This is a genomic window from Sorangium sp. So ce117, assembly GCF_051524395.1.
Lineage (GTDB): Bacteria > Myxococcota_A > Polyangia > Polyangiales > Polyangiaceae > Sorangium > Sorangium cellulosum_B.
Map to the genome: position 1 here is coordinate 1,570,508 of NZ_CP150309.1, position 21,260 is coordinate 1,591,767.

A 21,260-nucleotide genomic window follows, 5' to 3' on the forward strand; every position below is an offset into this window, starting at 1 on the left:
CCGCCGTCAGATCATCCCTGCCAGCGGTCCTGTGCAGAAGTCCGGGTCGCCGAACGTGTCGGCCTCGATGCCCATCGCGTGGAGCAGCGACAGGAGCAGGTTGTTGTGCGCGACCTCCTTCTGCTGGACGATGTATCGGCCCGTCTTGAAATGACCTCCTGCGCTCCCCGCGACGACATAAGGGATGTTCTTGCGCAGGTGATTGCCATCCGCGTGCTCGTTGGTCCAGAAGATCACCGTGTTGTCGAAGACCGTGCCGTCGCCCTCTGGCATGCTCTTCAGCCTGGCGATCAGGTACGCGAGCTGCTCGGCGTAGAAGCGGCTGATCCTGGTGAGCCGCTCGCGGTTCACCTGATCGGCGTAGCCGTTGTGCGCCATCGGGTGGTGGCCCTCGGTGATGTCCGGCCCGAGGAAGCTCAGCACCTTGGTCGTCGCGGAGTTCGTGAAGTGCAGGCTCGCGACCCGCGTCAGATCGCAGGCGAGGGACATCGCGATGAGATCCAGCTGGAGCCGGCAGAGCTCCGGCATGCTGGCGACCTTGTCGACGTCGAGATCCGGCGTCAGCGCCGGCGCGGCGCACGCCGGCGAGGTCGGCGCCGAGCTGCGATCGAGGCGCGACGCGATGTCCTCCACCGACGCGAGGTGCCCGTCGAGCTTCAGCCGATCCGCGGCGCCCAGCCGCTTGCGCAGCCGGTCGTAGTCCGAGGCCACCTTGCCGAGCACCGCCCTGCGCTGCTCGGTCTTCCGCGTCGCGTCGGCGGGCGCGACCGACAGGTCGGAGAAGAGCCGGTCGAACGCGGCGTACGGGCTGTTCTCCGGCGGCAGCGGCTGCGCCGGCCCGCGGTACGCGAGGCGCGCGCCCACGGTCGCCCCGTAGACGAGCACGCCGAGCTCGAGCGAGAGGAACTTGGTCTTCGTGCCGATGTGGTTCGCGATCTCCTGGTCGAGCGAGATGCCGTCGGCCCAGCCGCACGACAGCCCGGCGTCGCCGGGGAAGTCGCCCTCCTGCATCGCGCGCGCGGTCAGGCACTGCCCCGTGCCCTTCTGGTGCGCGTCGCCCGGCCCCGTCAGCGCCGACAGCGCGCTCACGTTGCCGAGGACCAGCAGATCCCTGTTGTGGTCCTTGAGCGGCGCCAGGATGGGCGACAGCTCCTCGCCGTCCTGGAACGTCGAGGACGACGGCCAGAAGTCCGGCGGGACGGTCCCGTTCGGCGTGTAGAGCACGATGAACCGCTTCGGGAACTCGAGCCCGAACGCGGCCCGCCCCGTCTGCTCCGACGCCGGCGCGAGCCGCTTCGAGCAGCCCATCGCCTCGAGGAACGGCAGCGCGAGCGCCGCGCCGCCGAGGCCCCTGAGCACGGCGCGGCGGCTGAGTCGGTACGGCTTCATCACGGCTCTCCTCCCGGGGCGCTCTCCGAGGCGCCCCCTGCGTCATCTCCCATGTGGCTCACGTCGATCTCGCGCCGGTAGCGGAACGCGTCGGTCTGGGTGAGCGCCACGAGCAGCGCCCTGACGTTGTACCGGGACGCCTCGAACGCCTCCGTCGCCTGCGAGAGGCTGCAGGCGTCCTCGCGCTGCTCGGCGCGGCCGTAGCCGAAGCGGAACCACTGCTTCACGACGCACGCGCGCACCTGCTCGCTCTCCGCGAGCCGGTGCGCGAGCTCGACCGCCCCGTCGAACGGCCCGTCGATGTCGGTCTGCGTGAGCTCGCCGCTGGCGTCGACCGGGATGCCGTTCTCGGCGTCCCGCCAGCGGCCGAGCGCGTCGTAGTGCTCGAAGCCGAACCCGATCGGGTCGAGCAGCGTGTGGCAGCTCCTGCAGCCCGGGTCGGACACGTGCTGCGAGAACTGCTCGCGCGTCGTCTTCGTCCGGTCGACCATCGGCGGCTCCGGGACCACGTCCGGCGGCGGCGGCGGGATCTGGCAGAGCAGGCTCTGGCGCACGAACCGGCCGCGGTGCACCGGCGAGGACCGGTTCGGCTTCGCGTAGAGCGAGAGCAGCCCGGCGTGCGTCAGGAAGCCGGCGCGCTGCGACGGATCGAGCTCCACCCGCTCGAACGCCTCGCCCTTCGGGCCTCCCTTGACGCCGTAGAGCTCGGCGAGCTCCCGGTTCATCATCGAATAGGACGCCGTGAACAGCGCGCTCACGCTCGCGTCCTGCTCGAAGATCGCGTGATCCAGGAACGCCTCGGTCTCGGCCTGGAACAGCGGCAGGAGCTCGTCCCGGTACTCGGGGTAGAGCTCCGGATCCCTCCCGCCCGCGGCGATCTCGTCGATCTTCGAGAGCCCGAGCCACTGGCGGTGGAAGTTCTTCGCGGCCTCGCGCGCCCGCGGATTGTCCAGCATGCGCCGCGCCTGCGCCGCGATCTCCGCGGCGGTGCCGAGCGCCCCCTTCTCGGCGGCCGCGAAGAGCGCGTCGTCGGGCATCGTGCCCCAGAGGAGGTACGAGAGCCGCGAGGCGATCTCGTACGAGGTGAGCGGCACGACGTCGCCCTCCACCGGATCCGGCATGCCGAGCTCGACGCGGTAGAGGAAGTGCGGCGACTGGAGCATCGCCTGGACGACGAGCGAGAGGCCGGTCGACGCGTCGTCGGGCGTCTCCCCGAGGCCGAGCCCGCGGTCGAAGAGCGCCGCGAGCTCGGCGACCTCGTCCTCGGCGAGGGGCCGGCGGAACGCCCGCTTGCCGAGCGACGCGATGAGCGCCGCGATCTCGCCGCGGCACGCGGCGCCCGCCGCGGCCCCGCGGCACGAGGGCGCCTCGCCGAGCAGCTTGCCCGCCGCGCGCGCCGCGATGCCCTCGGCGGCGGTCATGTACTGCTCCGCGAGCAGCGGGCTCACGACGAGCGCCGCCGCCTGGTTGTTGAAGCCGAGCGACTCCTCCTCGGGCACGAAGCCCCTCGCAGGGTGGCTGTCGTCGCCGAGGAGATCGAGTATCGTATTGTCGTACTCCACCCGTGTCATGCGGCGGAGCGGCGACTCGCCTGGCTCGATGGAGTCGCAGAGCGGCGCCGTCGCCTCGCCGTCGTCGTTGTCGTCGCTCGCGGGGAGATCGCCGAACTGCCCTGAGCAGGAGGCGAGGAGGAGCAGGCCGATGGGCCAGCGGAGAGCTCTTGGTTCAGCCATGGTGCCTCGTCGGCGAGCGCGAGCAGGGCACGGCGCGTTCCCCTCCGTGCAGCGTGCGCGGCGCGGCCGTGTGCGTGGCGCGCCATCTCGCCATCTTCAAGGAGCGTATGGCAAACCGTCGCTCCCGGATAGGAGCCGCGCTCGGAGCCGCCGAATCAAGTGGGAGCACGGGGCCGATGTGATCATCCCGTGCGCGCGTGTCTTACGGCGTTGCCGCGGACTCCGGCCTTCGAAGGCGGCTCGACCTGCGGTGTACGGAGCGACTATGCTCGCGCCCAATGCAAAGGCGAACGCTCGCCTGTCCTGTCGCTCCTCTCTCTCCTCGGGCGCCGCGGCGCCGCGCGCGCCGCTCTTCTGCGGCCGCGCTGCTCGGCGCGGCGCTCTCGGCGCTGTCGATGCTCCTGGCGCTCCTTTCGCCAGGCTCGGCGCTCGCCGATCCCAGCGCCGATCGCGCCGAGCGCGGCGAGCGCTCACAGCGCGCCCGCCCTCCCGCCGTGGGGACGGCGCTCTTCAGCGCGGGTGTCGATCTCGAGATCGCGGGTCGTACGCTGTCCTATAGCGATCTGCTCTCCGACAACCTCCGCACCTACGAGGTGCTGGGCGTGCCCATGCCGTCCCTCCGGGGCGAGCTGTACCCGTTCGCGCGAAGCGCCGTCCCGGTGCTCCGCGACCTCGGCGTCGAGCTCTCGTACGCTCGCGCGCTCGGCCTCGACTCGGAGGGCGCCGGCGGAGCGAGCGTATCGACCTCGTGGAGCCGGCTCCACGCGGGCCTCCGGGGCCGTTACCGCCTCGCCGGGCAGGAAGGGCCGGTCCTGTTCGCGAGCGGCGGACTCCGCTGGACCGACTTCGATATCGAGTCGACGGGCGACCCGTCGCGCGACGCCGCGTCGGTGTCTTACGTCGCCTTGCGCGTTGGGGTGGACGCGCGATTGCCGGTCGGCCCGGTCGCGCTGGAGGCCGGGGGAGGGGTTCAGGCGCCCCTCTCGATGGGAGCCCTCGCCTCTCATTTCCGCGCGCCGAGCGCCGGCGGCGTCGATCTCCGCGTCGCGGTCGCCGCCCCGTTCGCGCCGGGGCTCGAGGCGCGCGCCGGCGCGTCGTACGCGCGGTTCTTCTACGACTTCGACTCCGAGCCAGAGGACACGTACATCGCTGGCGGGGCGCTCGACCAGCTCTTCAGCGTTCACCTGGGGGTGGCTTATCATGGGGAGTGAGGTGCGCTCAGCGCGCGCGGCGCGCGCCGTGTCTGGCCGTCGCGGCGGGCGCTTCACGGCGGCGACGGCGCTGACGGCGGCGGCGCTCGTCGCGCCGGCCTTGCCGCTGCTCGCGGGGTGTCCGGGGACGATCGACGATCAGGAGCGGTTCGACCGGGGGCACGGCGGCGGTCCGCAGGCCGCGTGCGCCGACGTGCCCGCGGTGTTCGCCGAGCGGTGCGGCGGCGTGAGCTGCCACGGGCCGGGCGAGCCCGCGGCCGGCCTCGACCTCGTCACGCTCGGCGTCGGCGATCGCGTCGCCGGCCGCCCGGCCACGAGCTGCGCCGGCGTGCTCGCCGACCCCGATCGGCCGGAGGAGAGCGCGCTCTACGTGCGGCTCACCGACGCGCCCTCGTGCGGCGCGCGCATGCCGCTCGGCGGGGCCCCCTACTCGTCCGAGGAGATCGCGTGTGTCGCCGCCTGGATCGCGGAGCTCACGCCGGCCGCGTGCAGCGGCCTCGACTGCGGCTGTCCCGGCTGCGTGTGTACGCCCGGCGCGCAGGAGGCGTGTTACACGGGCCCGGGGGGGACGGACGGCGTCGGGCGCTGCGTGGCCGGCACGCGCGTCTGCAACGCGGAGGGCACGTCGTGGGGCCCGTGCATGGGCGAGGTCCTGCCCGCGTTCGACGCGTGCGACACGCCCGACGACGAGGACTGCGACGGCGCGACGCCCGCCTGCGAGGACGTGTGGAGCCGCGGCTTCGGCGACGCGAACGGCCAGTACGCCCGCTCCGTCGCGTTCGACGCGGACGGCAACGTGATCGTGGTCGGCCAGGTGGAGGGGACCGTCGATCTCGGCGGCGGCCCGCTCACGGCCACCGGCACGGACGCCTTCGTGGCGAAGTTCGACAGGTTCGGCGCGCACGTCTGGAGCAAGCTGTTCCCGGGCGACGGCAACCAGTTCGCGATGGCGCTCGCGGTCGACGCGGCGGGCAGCGTCCTCGTGGCGGGCCGCGCCTTCGGCCGCGTCGATCTCGGCGGCGGCGAGCTCGCGTCGCACGGGAGCGACGACGTCTTCGTCGTCAAGCTGGGCGGTGGCGGCGAGCACATCTGGAGCAGGATCTTCGGCGGATCCGGCGCGGATCGCTGCGACCGCATCGCCGTCGACGCGGCGGGCAACGTCCTCGTGGCGGGCGGCTACCACGGCGCCGTCGACTTCGGCGCCGGCGAGCTCACGAGCGCGGGCATGCGCGACGCCTTCGTGCTGCGCCTCGCCTCGGACGACGGCCGGACGCTCCTCGCCCTGCGCGCCGGCGGCGAGGGCGACGACTACGCCCACGGGATCGCGGCCGACGCCGACGGCAACCTGCTCGTCGCGGGGTATTTCGAGGGATCCATCGATCTCGGCGGCGCGCCGCTCGAGAGCGCCGGCCTCTCCGACATCTTCCTCGCCAAGCTCCGTCCTTCCGGCGACCACGTCTGGAGCGCCCGGTTCGGCGGCGCCGAGGCGGACGAGGCCCACGACGTCGCGGTCCACCCGGCGACGGGCGACGTGGCGCTCACGGGCACGTTCGCGTCGACCATCGACCTCGGCGGCGATCCGCTGGTGAGCGCCGGCGGGCGGGATCTGTTCGTCGCCAGGCTCTCCGGCGCCGGCGCGCACCTCATGAGCCGGCGCTTCGGCGACGACGAGGACCAGCTGCTCACCGATTTCGAGACCGGGGCGCGCGCGAGCGTCGCGGTGGACTCCGCCGGCAATCTCCTGCTCGCGGGGCCGCTGTTCGGCTCGGCGGACTTCGGCGGAGGGGCGCTGACGAGCCGAGGCAAGACCGATGTCTACCTGGTCAAGCTCGGCGCCTCGGGCGATCACGTGTTCAGCAAGCTGTTCGGCGACGTCCAGACGCAGGTCGGCCTCGACGTGGCGGCGGGCTCAGGCGCGAGCGTGCTGATCGCCGGCCGCTTCTACGGCGCCATCAACTTCGGTCAAGGGGCGCTCGCGAGCGCAGGCCAGGGCGACGCGTTCGTCGCGAAGCTCTCTTTGTAAATACCGTTCTCATTGCAACTGTCGCGCTCGCTCGCTAGCGTTGCGCGCTGTTTGCCCACCTCTTCTGCCGAGGCCATCTACGGCGCGTGGCAATTTGCCTCGCTGGGGCGGCATGGCTGTTCGTTCATCGCTCGTCCGGGCACGTCGCTCCCATTCCTTGCCTCGTTTCCAGCTTTCTCGGAGTGGCATGTTCTCTGCTCGACACCGCTCGACCGCGCGACGAGATGCTCCGCTGATCGGAGGATTTCCGTCGAGCCGAGCGGGCGAGTCCGAAGGAGCAGAGGTATGCGCATCCTGCTTATCACCAAGATCTTCCCGAACGCGACGAACCCGGGACAGGCGCCGTTCAACCGGCGGCAGTTCGCCGCGCTCTCGAGGTATTGCGACATCGACGTCTTCGCGACGATCCCCTGGTTTCCGGGGGCATCCAGGTTCTCCCGGTGGTCCATGTCGAGCGACGCGCCTCGCGAGGACGTGATCGAGGGATTGCCGGTGCGCCACCCGCGATTCCTCTATGTGCCCAAGGTGGCGCCCTATCTCAATGGCCCGCTCTATGCGGCGTCCATGCTCTTCGAGCTGGCGCGCCGCCGTCCGGCGCCGGACGTCATCGTCGGCTCGTTCGCCTATCCGGACGGCTTTGCCGCTGTGTGCCTCGCGGAGCTGCTCGGCGTCCCGGCGGTCGTCAAGGTGCACGGCTCGGACGTCGACGTGCTCTCGCAGCAACCGGCGGTCAGGCCCTCGCTCGAGTGGGGTCTCCAGCGCGCGACCCGCGTCGTCGCCGTAAGCAAGCAGCTGGCCGAGGGGGTGCACGCGCTCGGCGTCCCGCGCGACCGCATCGATGTCGTCATGAACGGCGTCGATCGCGGCATGTTCTACCCGCGCGACCGGCGCGAGGCCCGCGCCGCCCTGGGCCGCCCCGCGGAGCGCCGGCTGCTGCTCTACGTCGGCCACCTGCTCCGCGACAAGGGTGCGCTCGACGCGATCGCCGCGTTCGAGCGCATCGCCGCCGCGCACCCCGATGTCGACCTCGCGCTGGTCGGGAGCGGCGCGGACGAGCAGGCCTGCAGGTCGGCGGCGGAGCGGCTCGGCGGGCGCGTCCTGATGACCGGTCGCCTGCCGCACCACGAGGTGGCGCGCTGGGTCGCCGCCTGCGATGCGCTGGTCCTGCCGAGCCACCACGAGGGCACGCCCAACGTCGTGATCGAGTCGCTCGCGTCGGGCCGACGGGTGGTCGCGACGCGGGTCGGGGGCATCCCCGACGTGATCAGCCGCCCCGAGCTCGGCGAGCTCGTCGCGCCCGGCGATCTCCCCGCCCTGGCCGGCGCCATGGCGCGCGCGGCGCCCGCGCCCTACGATCCCGAGCGGATCTCGGCGCTCGCAGGGTGCAAGGGGTGGGACGAGAGCGCTCGCGCGCTCCACGACACGCTCGTCCTGGCGCGGAGCGAGCGGCGCTCGCCTGCGCCCGCGCCCGCGCCGCTGCGTATGCCCGTGATCGACAAGGGCCCCGCGCTCCAGGCGGACGCGCAACCTCCTGCGTCCGTGCGACGAGCGCCGCCCCCCTCGAGGCGGTTCCCCGACGGCGCGCAGCTCGGGGCGGGCCAGGCCTGAAGGCCCCCCGCTCGCCCTGGCCGCCTCAGGCCACGGGCACGGCTTTTTCGGGCCGCAGGCGCACCGTGGGGCCGGGATCCGGGGGCGGCGGCTCGGCGCGCGGCATCGCGGCGCGCGTCGTCCAGAAGCTCCTTGCGTCGTCCGGCGTCCACGCCGGCGCCGGCTCGCATGCGTCGAGCGCGGCGAGCAGCTCGCGCGCGCTCTGGTAACGGTCGCCCGGCCGCTTGGCGAGGCACCGCATCACCACATCTTCCAGCTCCGACGACAGCGGCCAGGGCGCGCGCAGCGACGGCGGGATCGGCGGCATCGTCAGGTGCGAGTAGACGAGCTTGCCGAAGCTCCGGCCGTCGAAGGGGGCCACGCCCGTCAGCAGGTAATAGAGCGTGACCCCGAGCGAGTAGATGTCGCTCCGGGCGTCCACGGCGCCGGCCGAGATCATCTCCGGGGACATGTACGTCGGCGTTCCCTTGATCACGCCGACGTCCGTCATGCTCGCGTCTCCCTCCAGGCTCACCTGCTTCGCGATCCCGAAGTCGAGCACCTTGAGCACGTCCTGCTCGTCCCCCACGCGCGTGATGTAGAGGTTGTGGGGCTTGATGTCGCGGTGGATGACGCCCGCGTCGTGCGCCTCCGCCAGCGAGAGGCAGGCCTGCCGCGCGAAGTGGACGACCCGGGAGGGCGGCATCGGGCCGTGATCGCGCACAAGGGTGGCCAGGTCGGCGCCGGCCAGGTGCTCCATCGCGATGTAGAAGATGCCGTCGCTGCTCGCGCCGAAATCGAAGATCCGGATCGTGTGCGGCGACGTGAGCCGGCTCGTCGCGCGCGCCTCGCGCTCGAAGCTGCGCACGTCGCCCTCGGACTTGCTCTCGCTGCGGAGCAGCTTCAGCGCCACGTCGCGGCGCAGCGACTCGTCCCAGGCGAGCCACACCTCGTTCTGCCCGCCCCGACCGACCGGCGCCACGAGCCGGTAGCGGCCGAGCTTGCGGGCCTCGTAGACCTGCTGGCGCGCCGACCAGAGGCCGTGGCTCGCCGCCGACACCAGGATCGCGGTGGCGAGCACGAAGATGTAGTTGCAGGCGAAGATCACGAGCGACCGCGGCGACGTCCACTGCGCCGCGAGCGCCGGGTCGAGGGACGCCCCCGCGCCCATGATGATGGGGAAGCTGAGCGCCACCGGGATCGTCATCCGGAGCGATCGCGAGAAGTGCGTTGGCAGGATCGTCGCGTCGACGAGCATCACGATCGACAGCCCGTGCATGTAGTTCCAGGTCAGATCCCCGAACTCCAGCGCCATCACGGAGATGAGCCCCCCCGTGCTCCAGACCGCGAAGACGTGCGCCGCGTCGAGGAGCTCGGCCGAGGTCTGCTCGCGTCGGGCGAGGAGGTACAGCCAGAGCAGGATGACCTCGCCGAGCAGCCGGTAGAGCAGCAGCCGGGTGACCGAGGCGCTCGGAAACACCGCGAGCACCACGAACACGTCGAGCGCCGCGAACGTGGGCCAGGTCACGAGCGCCGTGGGGAGGCCCCGCGCCATCGCGCGGCGCTCGTCCGCCGAGCTGATGCTTCGAGGTCCCTGGGATCCCGTCGAATGAAGGCTGCTCGAGGCGGTCATGGTGCGGCGCGGGCCGTGTCGCGGGCGTCATTGGAGCCCTGCGCTGGCGCGGAGTCAAAGCGCACGTCGCCCGTCTGGAGGAGCGAGAAATGACGCATCGCACGTGTCGCACGCAACGTACGTGTGGCGCGCATCGCACGCGTCACACACGTCGCCCACGTCGTACGCGCCACGCGAGCGCCGCCCGGGCGCGGCGCGGCGAGCGCGCCTCCGGGGTTCCGTCGGCGGGGCGTCCGTTGTAGAGGCGCTCCGCGCTCGCGCCGAGACCCCCGCCATGGCGGCGATCTCGGCGGCGATCCGCGGGGAAATGGGATGAAGCAGAGACGTGCGCTCGTGATCATCGCGGTCCGCAATGGCGTGCTCGCCGGCGCGGCCCCCGCGCGGGCGGCCATCGGCCCGCGCGTGATCCTGGGACGGGCCCTCTCTCGCGCGCGCGGCTGCTGCGGCGCGCCGGCGCGCTGACGGCCCGTGGCGAAGATCGGCTACTACGTCCACGGGCGCGGGCGCGGGCACGCGAGCCGCGCGCTCCCGATCCTGGGAGCCCTCCGCGAGCGCGGCCACGAGCTCCGGATCTACGGCGGCGGCCAGGCGGCGGACCTGCTCGGCGCGCTCCCGGAGCACCGCCTCGTGCGGCCGATCCGCCGCGGGCTCGCGGGCGTGATCGAGCTCCCGCGCCGCCTGGCGAAGGAGATCGTCGAGCAAGCGGGCTTCCGGCCCGACGCCATCGTGAGCGACGGCGACGTCCCGTCGCTGCTCGCCGCGCGCGCGCTCGGGATCCCAGCCGTCGCGCTCGGCCACGATCTCGTCTTCTCGCGCTGCCGCCTGCCCGAGGGGCTGCCGAGGCTGCGGGTGCTCGCGTGCCGGCGCACGACCTGGGCCTCCAGCCGGGCGCGCCGCGCGGTCGCCGTCCACTTCCTGCCGATCGACCCGGAGACGCCGGGCACCCTCGTCGCGCGGCCCGAGCGCCGGCTCGCCCCCGCGCGCGCCGGCGAGCCCGGGGCCGTCGTCTGTTACTTCAGCGAGTGCGACGCGCGCCGCGTGCTCGAGCTCGTCGCGCGCGACGGCCGGCGCGTCATCTCGTTCGGCGACCCGGGCCTCGACGTGCCCGGCGTCGAGGCGCGCCCCTTCGATCCGGGCGCGTTCCTCGGTCACCTCGAGGGCGCGTCGGCGGTCGTGACCACCGCCGGCAGCAACGTCCTCGCCGAGTGCGTGCTCGCCGGCAAGCCCGTGCTCGCGCTCTACGACGACCGCCACAACGAGCAGACGCTCAACGCGCTCCTCGCCGAGCGGGCCGGCGTCGCGGTCGCGAGCTCGCTCGCGGCGCTCTCGCCGGCCGTCGTGGCGCGCTTCTTCGATCGCTGCCGCGCCGCCGACTTTGCTCGCATCGACCTGGAGCGCGCGCTGCCGAGCGCGCCTTCCGCCGTGCTCACCCTGCTGGAGGAGGCGTGCGCGGGCCCCTCGTGACGAGGTGCATCGCGACGTTCGCACCTCGCACCGTGGTTGAAGTCGACACAAGCGGCATGAGCTTTGCTAATTACGCCCACTGCCGACAGGCCGATCGGCCGACGAGGAATGGCTGCTGTGCCGAGCAGCAGGCAGCGCTCGCGGCCGCAGCGCGACACGGCTGTCGCGGGCGCGACACCGACGCCCTACCGCCCGTCACGCTGCGCGCCTCGGTCGGTCATCGACCACGGTTCGCGCCGCTTCTCCAGGAGCAACGAAGATGACGATGGATGCAATTCTGCCGCTCAGCGACCACCGGAGCGATCGCGCGCCGCACGAGGCGATCGCGCCGGCGCGCAACACGCCGTCGACGGGACCCGCGCGGGGAGGGCTCTCCTCCGTCAGGGCGCAAGCGGCCATTCCAGAGAATCCCTTCGCTGCCCTCTCCGGCGCCAACGGGCGGCCCCTCAAGGTCGCCATCCTCAGCGATTTCACGCGCATTCCTTACGCGAATGGCGCCGTCTTCCAGACGCGGGCCCTGTATCGCGCGCTCAACACCTGTGGTCACCAGGCAACACTGATCGGACCTCGGGATCCGGATGCCTCGGCCGACGAGATCCCTCCCGGCACCGTCGCCTTGCCCAGCCTGCCGCTGCGCACCTACCCGGGCGTGCACCTGCCGATCCCCGTGGGATCCTCGGTGCTCGATCCGATGCGGTGGGATTTTGACATCTGCTTTGCGCAGACCACGACCCTGCTCGTCGAGTTCGGCATCTGGCTGCGCAAGATGCGCGGCGTCCCGCTGCTCTGCGTGAACACGACGCACCTCGCGGCCGCGTACGACGTGCTCCTGCCGGAGCGGGTCTCCCGGATCGGCGCGGTCCACACGGTGCTCCACAAGACGCTCCGCGCGCCGATGGAGCGGCTCTTCGTGGACCTGTACAACCAGGGAGACGGCCTCGTCGTGCTGAGCGAGGGCCTGCGCGATTACTGGCGCGAACGGGGCGTGACGGTGCCCATCCACGTCATCCCGCGGATGGTCCCCGAGGACGTGTTCGAGCGCCCGCTCGGCCCCGATCCCTACGTGCAGCTGCTCGAGGAGCGCGGGCTCGACCCGCGCGGCCCCCGCCTCGTCTGCGCGGGCCGCCACACCCGGGAGAAGTCGCAGCACCGGCTGATCCGCATCTTCGCCGAGCACATCGCCCCGCACGAGCCGCAGGCGACGCTCACGCTCGTCGGCGACGGGCCGGACAGCGCGGCGTACGCGGCGCTCGCGCGCGAGCTGGGCGTCGCGCGCCGGGTCATCTTCACGGGCGAGGTGCCGTACAGCCAGATCTCGGACTACTACCGGCACGCGAACCTCTTCCTGCACGCCTCGCTGAGCGAGACGTTCGGAAACGTGCTCAGCGAGGCGCTCTGGTGCGGCTCCCCGACGGTCGCGTTCGCCGACGGCATGGGCGTGAGCTCGCAGATCCAGAGCGGCCACAACGGCCTGCTCATCGACCCGGGCCGCGGGTCGATCGCCGAGGAGAGCGCGAACGCCGCGTTCGGCAAGGCCGTGCTCGCGCTCACGCGCGACCCGCTCGCCGCCGCGCGGCTCGGGAGCGCGGCCGCGCAGCGGGCGCGCGAGCGGTCCTCGCCCCTCGTCGTGCAGCGCATGCTCGCGAACGCGTTCGCGCACGCGCGCGAGCACGCGAGGCAATCCAACCTGCGCCCGCTCGTCGACGGGCCGAAGGCGCTCCAGTGGCTGGAGACTTTCCGTCACTTCCGCACCTGGATGGGCTTCACCGGCGGACTCTTCGCGTTCGGCCACCTGCGCCCCGCGGCGGCGCCGCGGCCCAAGGGTATCCAGCCGTCGTTCTGCGCCTAGCGCGCGTGGTAAGACCGGCCCGAAGCCGGCCCGCACGCGGCCGCTTCGAGGTGTTCCCGGTTTCGAGGTGTCCTTCGAATGCTCCTCAGGATGATCGGTGCGCTCGTCGATATCAGCGGGCGCCGTCCCTGGCTCGTCATCACGCTCGCCCTCCTCTCCATGGCAGGGCTATGGGGGTACGCGTCGCGGCTCGAGCTGCGCACGGAGCTCCGCGAGCTCTTGCCGCGCGACAGTCCCGCGTTCCAGGCCTACGAGCGGCAGGCCCAGCGCGTGGACGGTGGAGCGCAGCTCATCGTCATCGCCGAGTCGCCGGATCGCGGCGCGAACGAGCGGTTCATCGACGCGCTCGCGGAGCAGCTGAACGAGCCGCTCCGGAAGCGCGCGGCCTGCGCCGCCGCGTGCGCCGACGACGCCTGCCGGGCGGCGTGCGGGCCGCCGGCGCTCATCCGCTACCTGGAGTCCGGCACGAAGGAGGTCCGCAGCTTCTTCGACGCGAACAAGTGGCTCTACGCGAGCGTCCGCGAGCTCGAGGCGGCGGACGAGGCGATCGAGCTGGAGCTCGCGCTGCGGAGCGGCCTTATCGAGGATCTGGAGGCTCCCGGGGCACCCGGAGGTGATGCCGGCGACGTGGGCGCGGCGGGCGCGGCGGCGGCGCCGGCGCCGGCCAAAAAGGGGCTGTCGCTCGACGAGACCTGGCAGGAGCTCCAGCGGCGCCTGAAGAAGATCGACGAGTTCCCGAGCGGCTACTTCGCCACGCCCGACGGGCGCATGGTCGCGCTCCGCATCGTCTCGCGCAGCGCCGGGATGGGCGATCGCCGCGCGGCGGAGCTCTTCGACCAGGTGACCGCGCTCGTCTCGCGCCTCGATCCTGCGGCGTTCCACCCGGCCATGCAGGTCGGGTACGCGGGCGACATCCCGAACGCCATCGCGGAGCAGAAGTCGCTCGTGAGCGAGGCGGTGTGGGCCACCGTCATCGCGCTCGTGCTGATCGTCGGCGGCGTGATGATCTACTACCGCTCGCCCTGGTCGCTGCTGGTGATCCTGCTCCCCACGGCCCTCGGCGCCAGCGCGGGGTACGCGTTCGCGACCCTGACCTACGGCTACGTCAACACGGTCGGCGCCTTCCTCGGGGCGATCATCGTCGGCAACGGGGTCAACTACCCGATCGTGCTCCTGTCGAGGTACCGCGACTTCCGCGCGCGCGGCATGCCCGCGGACGAGGCGCGGCGCGAGGCGGTCATCAACGCGTTCCGCGCCGAGCTCGTCGGGGCGAGCGTGGCGGCGATCGCCTACGGATCGCTCACGATCACGCACTTCCGCGGGTTCAGCCAGTTCGGCACGATCGGCTTCGTCGGGATGATCATGGTGTGGGCGTCCATCGTGCCGCTCGTGCCCGCGACGCTCGTCGCGATCGAGCGCATCCAGGCGAGGCTCCCGCCCTGGATGCGCGATCCGGCGCCGCGCGTCTCGGACGAGGGCACCGCGGGGCCCGGCGCGCGGGCGCTCGCGCGCGTGACGTCGCGGTGGCCGCTCGCGTTCCTCGCTGTCGCGCCGGTCATCGTCGCGCTCGCCGCGTGGAAGCTCCCCGCGTACATCCGGGACCCCTGGGAGTACAACTTCGCGCGCCTCGGCTCGAAGAGCTCGCGGGAGAAGGGCGCGGGGAGCTGGTCGCTCAAGGCGTCCGAGGTCTTCGGCGGGAAGATGAACGTCGCCGGCGCGATGATGCTCGCGGACACCCCCGAGCAGGTGCCGGCCATCAAGGCGCAGATCCTGGCGAACGACGCGAAGGATCCGCAGGGCCAGCTCGTGGCCGACGTCGCGACGATCGCCGACGCCCTCCCCGGCACGGCCGAGGAGCAGCAGCGGAAGATCGAGGTCCTGGAGCGCATCCGGGACCGGCTGACCCCGCGGGTGCTGAAGGCCCTGCGCCCCGAGGAGCGGGAGCGCGTCCTCAGCATGAAGCCGCCGGAGTCGCTGCGCGTCATCGGCCCGAAGGACCTGCCCGACCTCATCCGCCGCAGGTTCGAGGAGAACAACGGCGTCGTGGGGACGGTGTTCTACGTGAAGTACAAGAACAACGTCTCGTTCTCGAACGGCAGGAACCTCCTGCGGATGGCCGACACGACAGGCAACGTGGTCCTCCCTGACGGGACCCACGTCGTCACGGCGAGCAGGCCGACGGTCTTCGCCGAGATGATCCGGTCGATGGAGCGCGACGGCCCGCTGGCGACGGCGGCCTCGCTCCTCGCGGTCACGGCCGTCGTGGTGCTCGCGACGGGCAGCATGGCGGGCGCGCTCGCGGTCCTCCTGTCCCTCGTGCTCGGCGTGCTCGCGACGGCCACTGCCATGGCGGCGCTCGACGTCAAGATCAACTTCCTGAACTTCATCGCGCTCCCGATCACGTTCGGCATCGGCTGCGAGTACCCCTTCAACGTCTTCGATCGCGCGCGGCTGCTCGGCGGCGACGTGTCGCTCGCGCTCAAGCGCTCGGCCGGCCCCGTGGCCCTCTGCAGCTACACGACCGTGCTGGGCTACGGGTCGCTCGTCTTCGCCGACAACCAGGCGCTGAACTCGTTCGGCTGGGTCGCGGTCAGCGGCGAGCTGGCGTGCGTCGCGTGCGCGCTCCTGTTCCTCCCGGCGCTGCTCCACGTCATGAACCGCTCGGCGCGGATGCGGCGCTCGTGGAAGGGCGGCCTCCTCCTGCGCGGGAGCAACCACTCGTGAAGATCCTCGACGTCGCGGAGTTCTTCTCGTCCCGCGGGGGCGGCGTGCGGTCCTACCTGGAGGAGCTGGTGCGCCAGGGGAGCCGGCGCGGCCACGAGATCGTCGTCGTGGCGCCCGGGCCGCGCGACGAGGTCGTCCCGCTCGAGCGGGGCCGCATCGTGCGGGTGGCCGGCCCACCGATGCCGTACGACCCGACCTACCACGCGCTCCTCCGGCTCGGCGCGGCGCGGGCGATCATCCGCCGCGAGGCGCCGGACGTGGTGCAGGCGAGCGCGCCGTACACGGCCGCGCTCGTCGCGGCGAGCGCCCGCGAGGTCCCGCTCCGCACGTTCGTGTACCACTCGGATCAGATCAGCACCTACGCGGCGCCGCTGCTCGACCGGGTGCGCCCGCGCGCGGTCGCCCGGGCGCTCGAGGGCGCGCTGTTCGCCTGGCCGCGCGCGCTGTCGCGGCGGTTCGACGCGACGATCGCCCCCGGGACGTTCATCGCGGAGCAGCTCCGCAGCCACGGCTGCGAGCGCGTCCACCGCGTCACCTTCGGCGTGAAGCGCGGCGACTTCGACCCCGCCCGCGCGGACGCGGCGCTGCGCCGCAGCCTGCTCGGCCGGTTCGCGGACGAGCCGTCGGCCGCGCTGCTCCTCGTCGCGTGCCGGCTCGCCGTCGAGAAGCGGGTGGCGCTCGTGATCGACGCGGTGAGAGAGCTCGCGGCGCGGCGCCCGGTCGCCCTCGCGGTGCTGGGCGACGGGCCCGAGCGGGCGCGGCTCGAGCGCCGCGCGGCCGCCCTTCCGCAGGTGACCTTCCTCGGCTTCGCCAAGGACCGCGCCACCTACGCCGCGCTGCACGCCAGCGCCGACGTCTTCGTCCACGGGGGCGCCGCCGAGACGTTCGGCTTCGTGCTGGGCGAGGCGCTGTGCTCGGGCCTGCCGCTCGTCGTCCCGGCCGCCGGCGCCGCGATGGATTTCGTGCAGCCCGGCGCCGCCGAGGTGTACGCGCCGCGCGCCTCGCCCGGCGAGGTGGCCGCCGCGATCGAGCGGGTGCTCGCGCGCCCGCGGGAGGAGCGCGTCGCGGCGGCGCGGGCCGCGGGGGAGCGGCTGCCCACGAGCGACGAGCACTTCGAAGCGCTGTTCGCGCTCTACGCGGACCTGCTCGAGCGCGGGGTGCGCGGCGAGGGTTGACGTCGTGGACGCCAGCTTGCCCGCGAGAGAACCGAACGTGCGCCCCTTCCTGCTGATCTCCCCCGCCTTCGCGCCCCAGACCAGCGTCGGCGCCTTCCGCTGGGTGAAGCTCGCGCGGCACCTGCCGCGCCACGGCTTCCGCGTCGCCGTCCTGTCGGGGACCTTCCCCGAGGATCCGCGCGACGACGGGCTGCTCGCCGCGCTGCCGCCCGAGGTCGAGGTCTTCGACGAGTACCTCGATCCGGCCGTCCTCGCCGCGGGCGCCGCGCTGCGCGCCCTCCGCGCGCGGGCGCCGCTCCCCGCGGGGCGCGCGGGGCCGCTCGTCGGGCTCCGCCCGTTCCAGGCGCTCACCGATCGCTGGATCGCGCACGCGCCGCGCGGGGCGCGCGCGGCGGTGGCCCTGGCCCGCCGCACCGGCGCGCAGGCCGTCGTGGTGAGCGCCGGGCCGTACTCTGCCTGCCCGGTCGGCCTCCACGTGAAGCGGGCGCTCGGCGTGCCGCTCGTCCTCGACATGCGCGACCCGTACTCGCTGCACGAGACGGGGAGCGGGCCGCCGTCCGGCCTGGCCGAGCGGGCCCGGCGCGCCATCGTCCCGCGCCTGGAGCGCCGCTGGATCGAGGGCGCCGACCACGTGATCTTCAACACCCGGGCCGCGCTCGAGGCCTACCGCGCGCGCTTCCCCGAGCTCTCGTCGAAGTCGTCGTTCGTACGCAACCACTTCGATCTCGCGCTGTACTCACAGGCGCCCGAGCCGGAGCCGCCCCGCCGCTTCGTCGTGCTCCACCTGGGCACGATCCGCGAGGAGGTCTCCGCCGACCAGATAGGCGCCGCGCTGCGGCGGTTCATCGACCGCGAGCGGCTCGCGCCCGGCGACGTCGTGTTCCGGCAGATCGGCCGGATGTCCGAGCACGACCGCGGCTGCTTCGAGCGCATGGGGCTCACGCCGTACGTCGAGGCGCTCCCCCTGGTCCCGCACCGCGGCGTGCTCGGCGAGCTCAGGCGAGCGCACGTGCTGCTCGCGATGTTCAGCCCCCATGTCGTGCTGCGCATCTCGGCCAAGACCTACGACTACATCGCGTCGGGGATGCCCGTCGTCAGCGTGACGGCGAACCGGGAGGTCGACGAGCTCCTCTCGTACCGGGGCGACAATGCGCGCGTCGCGCCGGACGACATCGACGGCATCGCCGCCGCGCTCGCGCGCCACCTCGCGCGCTTCCGGGAGACGGGCGCGCTGCCGGTCCCGGTGCCTCCGCCCGCGGAGCTGTCGTCCGAGGCGGCCGCGGCCAGCGTGGCCGAGATCCTGGACCGCGTCATCACCGACGCGGCCGCCCGGCGCGCCCGCCAGCCTCCCTGAACCCGGTGGCCCGGCGGGGAGGGGGCCGTCGCGCAACCAGCGCCGACCCCCGCCCTGCCGTCAGGCACTAGACTGGCGCGCGCCGCGCCGCCTTCGCGGCGCCATCCCCCTTCCTCGGAGCTGTGCATGCGCTTTCTCCACCCCGAGCATGACGAGAGCCTGGAGCTCGCCCTCGAAGACGTGTTCCTGACCCCCGGGTACTTCGCCGGCGGCTCCCGCCTCGAGACCGACCTGCGCCCGGCGGACTTCCCTGGCGGCTCGCACCCGATCGTCTCGGCGAACATGAACGCGGTCACCGGCAAGCGGATGGCGGAGACGATGGCCCGCTTCGGCGGCCTCGGCGTGCTCCCGCAGGACATGGATCTCGACACGGTCGAGCGCATCGTCGGCCACATCAAGCGCGCCGACCCGCGCTACGACACGCCCCTCTCGGTCTCCCCGCGGGCGACGCTCCGCGACGTGCACGGCATCATCCGCAAGCGATCGCACGACATGGTGGTCGTGGTCGACGACGAGCGGCGGCCGATGGGCATCGTCACCCACGCCGACCTGCGCGACCGGGACCAGTACACGCCCGCGTCCGCGCTCATGTCGTCGCGCCTCATCACCATCCCGGCTGGCACGCCGAACCGGACGGCCTTCCTGCTGATGGAGGACGCCCGCGTGAAGGCCGTCCCCGTGCTCGACGGCGACGGGCGGCTCCACGGCGTGCTGACGCGCGACGACGCCGTGCGGCTCGAGCTGCTCAAGCCGACGCTCGACGGCGGCGGCGAGCTCATGGTCGCGGCGGCGATCGGGATCTCCGCGCAGGCGGCCCAGAGCGCCGCGCGCCTGCTCGAGATCGGCGTCTCTGCGATCGTGCTCGACACCGCGCACGGCCACCAGCGCCGGATGATCGAGGCGATCCGCGCCGTGCGTGGCGCCGTCGGCGACGCCGTCCCGCTCGTGGCTGGCAACGTCTGCACGGCGGAGGGCACGCGGGCGCTCATCGAGGCGGGCGCCGGCATCGTGAAGGTGAACGTCGGCCCCGGCGCGATGTGCACGACGCGCATGCAGACCGGCGCCGGCCGCCCGACGTTCTCCTCGGTGCTCGCGTGCGCCCGCGAGGCGCGCCGCCACGGCAAGCGCGTCTGGGCCGACGGCGGCGTCCGTCACCCGCGCGACGTCGCGCTCTACCTCGCCGCCGGCGCCTCGCGCGTCATGGTCGGGACGACGCTCGCCGGCACGTACGAGAGCCCGGGCGACGTCATGGAGGACCGCGACGGGCTGCTCTACAAGGAGAACTACGGCATGGCGAGCGCCCGCGCGGTCAGCGAGCGCACCGCCGACCTCGACGCGTTCGAGCGCGCCAAGAAGGCCTTCTTCCGCGAGGGCATCTCGACGTCCCGCATCTACATCCACGAGGGGCGCGAGAGCGTCGGCGCCATCTTGATCGAGATGATCACCGGCGTGCAGTCGGCGTGCACCTACGCCGGCGCGGCGAACCTCGACGAGCTCCACGACAAGGCCGTCATCGGGGTGCAGACGCTGGCGGGCTACGGCGAGGGCAAGCCGCACGGAATCGAACGGCGTTGATCGAGCGGCGTTGATCGAGCGGCGTTACTTGATCGAGCGGCGTTGGTTGATCGAGCGGCGTTGGTTGATCGAGCGCGGGATGACGGAAAGGTGACGTGACTTCCACCCGGGCAGCGACGAACCTCCGGCTGCTTACCGTCGAGGTCCTCCATGTCGAACGCACCTGCTCCACGTTTCTCCGCCGCGCGCCGCGCCGTTCGCCGGTTCGTCGGCCGCACCTGGTTGTCCGTGTTCGGCTGGCGCGTGGAGGGCATGACGGAGCTCCCGTCGAAGGCGGTGATCATCGCGGCGCCCCACACCTCGAACTGGGATTTCCCGTTCACGCTCGCGGTCAGCTACGTGCTCGACCTCGAGTTCTCCTGGCTCGGCAAGCACACGCTCTTCGAGCCGCCGTTCGGCTTCTTCTTCAAGTGGCTCGGCGGCGTTCCCGTCGACCGCCGCGACCGGAACAACCTCGTCGCGGCCGTGGTCGACGTGCTGAAGGAGCGCGACGAGCTCATCCTGGTCATCGCGCCCGAGGGCACGCGCTCGCGCACGAAGCGCTGGAAGACGGGCTTCTACTACGTCGCGCTCGGCGCCGGCGTCCCGATCCTCCTCGGATACCTCGATTTCCCCCGCAAGCGGGGCGGGATCCTCCACGTGTTCCACCCGACGGGCGACATCGAGGCCGACATGGCGGCGATCCGCCATCACTACGAGGGCATCGAAGGGAAGCACCCGGAGCGGATGAGCGAGATCACGCTCGGCGCCAGGGGTGCTCCGGCGAACGGGGCCGTGCAGCACCCCTGAGCTCGGGTCGAGGGCGCGCGAGCCGCCTACCCGCGCGGTCGGGGGCGCTCGTCAGCGCAGGGACGGCGCGCGAACCGACGAGGCGGGCCCCGACGTGATCCTCGACGTCAGCACGCCCGCGAGCGCCCACTCGAACGCGGAGCGGTCGGTGTACACGTTGAAGCGGCCGCCCGTGGCGAGGTTGGCGACCGTGACGCCCATGGCGACGAGCCCGGGCCGCACGAGGATATGGACCTCCTTCAGCTTGCCGGGGTTCCGCAGGTGCCACGCCGTGAGCCTGGCCCGGACGTCGCTGTCATAGCCGGTGCCGAGCTCGAAATCGTCGAACAAGACCGGGTGCACGCCCGCCTCGACGAGGGTCTCCAGGTGCCTGATCGCCGGCTCGATGAGATCGAGCGACGCGTACCCCTCGAGGCGCCTCGTCACGACGTCGGACGCCGGTGTTCGAACATCGAGGACTCCCCGCCCGGTCGACCAGCGATCCCCCCGAGCTCCGAGCCGTGTGTGTGCCAAATCCATCTCGATTTCGAGACTTTAGTCGATGGGCGGCGCTCCGCCACGCGATCCGTCCGATCCGCGCCGTTCCCCGACGCCGGGGGCGTGCACTGCGCTCGCGGACGGCGCCTCGCCGGCCGGGCGCGCGAGGCGGCGGGGTTTCCGGCGCGTCGAGCACGTCCGGCGGGCCAGGCCGCCTCCTGCTGCGTCGAGCGCCGTCGGCGTGGCCGAAAGCGGCTATGATGCCGCAGCTGTTTCG

At 72.7% G+C, this 21,260-nt stretch carries 15 protein-coding genes; 11 read left to right on the forward strand and 4 right to left on the reverse strand.

Going from position 1 to position 21,260, the window contains the following annotated elements; all coding sequences use genetic code 11:
* Positions 1 to 6: 6 nt before the first annotated feature.
* Positions 7 to 1,389, reverse strand: a complete 1,383-nt coding sequence (locus WMF46_RS05820; RefSeq protein WP_437984682.1) for a DUF1552 domain-containing protein — start codon at positions 1,387 to 1,389, stop codon at positions 7 to 9.
* A complete protein-coding gene (locus tag WMF46_RS05825; protein WP_437984683.1) occupies positions 1,389 to 3,122 on the reverse strand; it encodes a DUF1592 domain-containing protein in 1,734 nt (577 codons plus the stop codon). The genes WMF46_RS05820 and WMF46_RS05825 overlap by 1 nt, the downstream gene beginning before the upstream one ends.
* Positions 3,123 to 3,400: 278 nt before the next feature.
* Here WMF46_RS05825 and WMF46_RS05830 point away from each other — a divergent pair, with 278 nt between their 5' ends.
* From WMF46_RS05830 to WMF46_RS05840, 3 genes are all read left to right on the forward strand, one after another.
* Positions 3,401 to 4,333 (forward strand): hypothetical protein, encoded by a 933-nt coding sequence (locus WMF46_RS05830; RefSeq protein WP_437984684.1) that lies wholly within the window; start codon positions 3,401 to 3,403, stop codon positions 4,331 to 4,333.
* 28 nt (positions 4,334 to 4,361) lie between these two features.
* Positions 4,362 to 6,356, forward strand: coding sequence for an SBBP repeat-containing protein (locus WMF46_RS05835; RefSeq protein ID WP_437984685.1), 1,995 nt, complete (start codon positions 4,362 to 4,364; stop codon positions 6,354 to 6,356).
* Positions 6,357 to 6,641: 285 nt separating this feature from the next.
* Positions 6,642 to 7,964 (forward strand): glycosyltransferase family 4 protein, encoded by a 1,323-nt coding sequence (locus tag WMF46_RS05840; protein ID WP_437984686.1) that lies wholly within the window; start codon positions 6,642 to 6,644, stop codon positions 7,962 to 7,964.
* A gap of 25 nt (positions 7,965 to 7,989) precedes the next feature.
* Here WMF46_RS05840 and WMF46_RS05845 read toward each other — a convergent pair whose 3' ends face one another.
* Entirely contained in the window at positions 7,990 to 9,498 is a 1,509-nt protein-coding gene (locus tag WMF46_RS05845) for a serine/threonine-protein kinase (protein WP_437984687.1), read from the reverse strand.
* A 390-nt stretch (positions 9,499 to 9,888) separates the two neighbouring features.
* Between WMF46_RS05845 and WMF46_RS05850 the strand changes: the two genes are divergently transcribed.
* The 8 genes from WMF46_RS05850 (at position 9,889) to WMF46_RS05885 (ending at position 20,506) form a co-directional block, all read left to right on the forward strand.
* Positions 9,889 to 10,038 (forward strand): hypothetical protein, encoded by a 150-nt coding sequence (locus WMF46_RS05850; protein ID WP_437984688.1) that lies wholly within the window; start codon positions 9,889 to 9,891, stop codon positions 10,036 to 10,038.
* 6 nt (positions 10,039 to 10,044) lie between these two features.
* Positions 10,045 to 11,040 (forward strand): glycosyltransferase family protein, encoded by a 996-nt coding sequence (locus tag WMF46_RS05855; RefSeq protein ID WP_437984689.1) that lies wholly within the window; start codon positions 10,045 to 10,047, stop codon positions 11,038 to 11,040.
* A gap of 265 nt (positions 11,041 to 11,305) precedes the next feature.
* The gene (locus WMF46_RS05860) at positions 11,306 to 12,889 is read left to right on the forward strand and encodes a glycosyltransferase family 4 protein (protein ID WP_437984690.1); all 1,584 of its coding nucleotides are present in this window, start codon (positions 11,306 to 11,308) and stop codon (positions 12,887 to 12,889) included.
* Positions 12,890 to 12,979: 90 nt separating this feature from the next.
* Positions 12,980 to 15,613 carry an MMPL family transporter gene (locus tag WMF46_RS05865; protein WP_437984691.1) on the forward strand — a complete coding sequence of 878 codons (2,634 nt, stop codon included), beginning with the start codon at positions 12,980 to 12,982 and terminating at the stop codon, positions 15,611 to 15,613.
* Complete coding sequence (locus WMF46_RS05870; RefSeq protein ID WP_437984692.1) at positions 15,610 to 16,788, forward strand: glycosyltransferase family 4 protein; 1,179 nt, start codon at positions 15,610 to 15,612, stop codon at positions 16,786 to 16,788. Before WMF46_RS05865 ends, WMF46_RS05870 begins: the two co-directional genes overlap by 4 nt.
* A 4-nt stretch (positions 16,789 to 16,792) precedes the next feature.
* Positions 16,793 to 18,142 (forward strand): glycosyltransferase, encoded by a 1,350-nt coding sequence (locus WMF46_RS05875; RefSeq protein WP_437984693.1) that lies wholly within the window; start codon positions 16,793 to 16,795, stop codon positions 18,140 to 18,142.
* A gap of 126 nt (positions 18,143 to 18,268) precedes the next feature.
* Positions 18,269 to 19,717: a GuaB1 family IMP dehydrogenase-related protein gene (locus WMF46_RS05880; protein ID WP_437984694.1), complete on the forward strand. Its 1,449-nt coding sequence runs from the start codon at positions 18,269 to 18,271 to the stop codon at positions 19,715 to 19,717.
* A 150-nt stretch (positions 19,718 to 19,867) separates the two neighbouring features.
* Positions 19,868 to 20,506, forward strand: a complete 639-nt coding sequence (locus WMF46_RS05885; RefSeq protein ID WP_437984695.1) for a lysophospholipid acyltransferase family protein — start codon at positions 19,868 to 19,870, stop codon at positions 20,504 to 20,506.
* A gap of 51 nt (positions 20,507 to 20,557) precedes the next feature.
* Here WMF46_RS05885 and WMF46_RS05890 read toward each other — a convergent pair whose 3' ends face one another.
* A complete protein-coding gene (locus tag WMF46_RS05890; protein WP_437550045.1) occupies positions 20,558 to 20,932 on the reverse strand; it encodes a hypothetical protein in 375 nt (124 codons plus the stop codon).
* Positions 20,933 to 21,260: the final 328 nt, after the last annotated feature.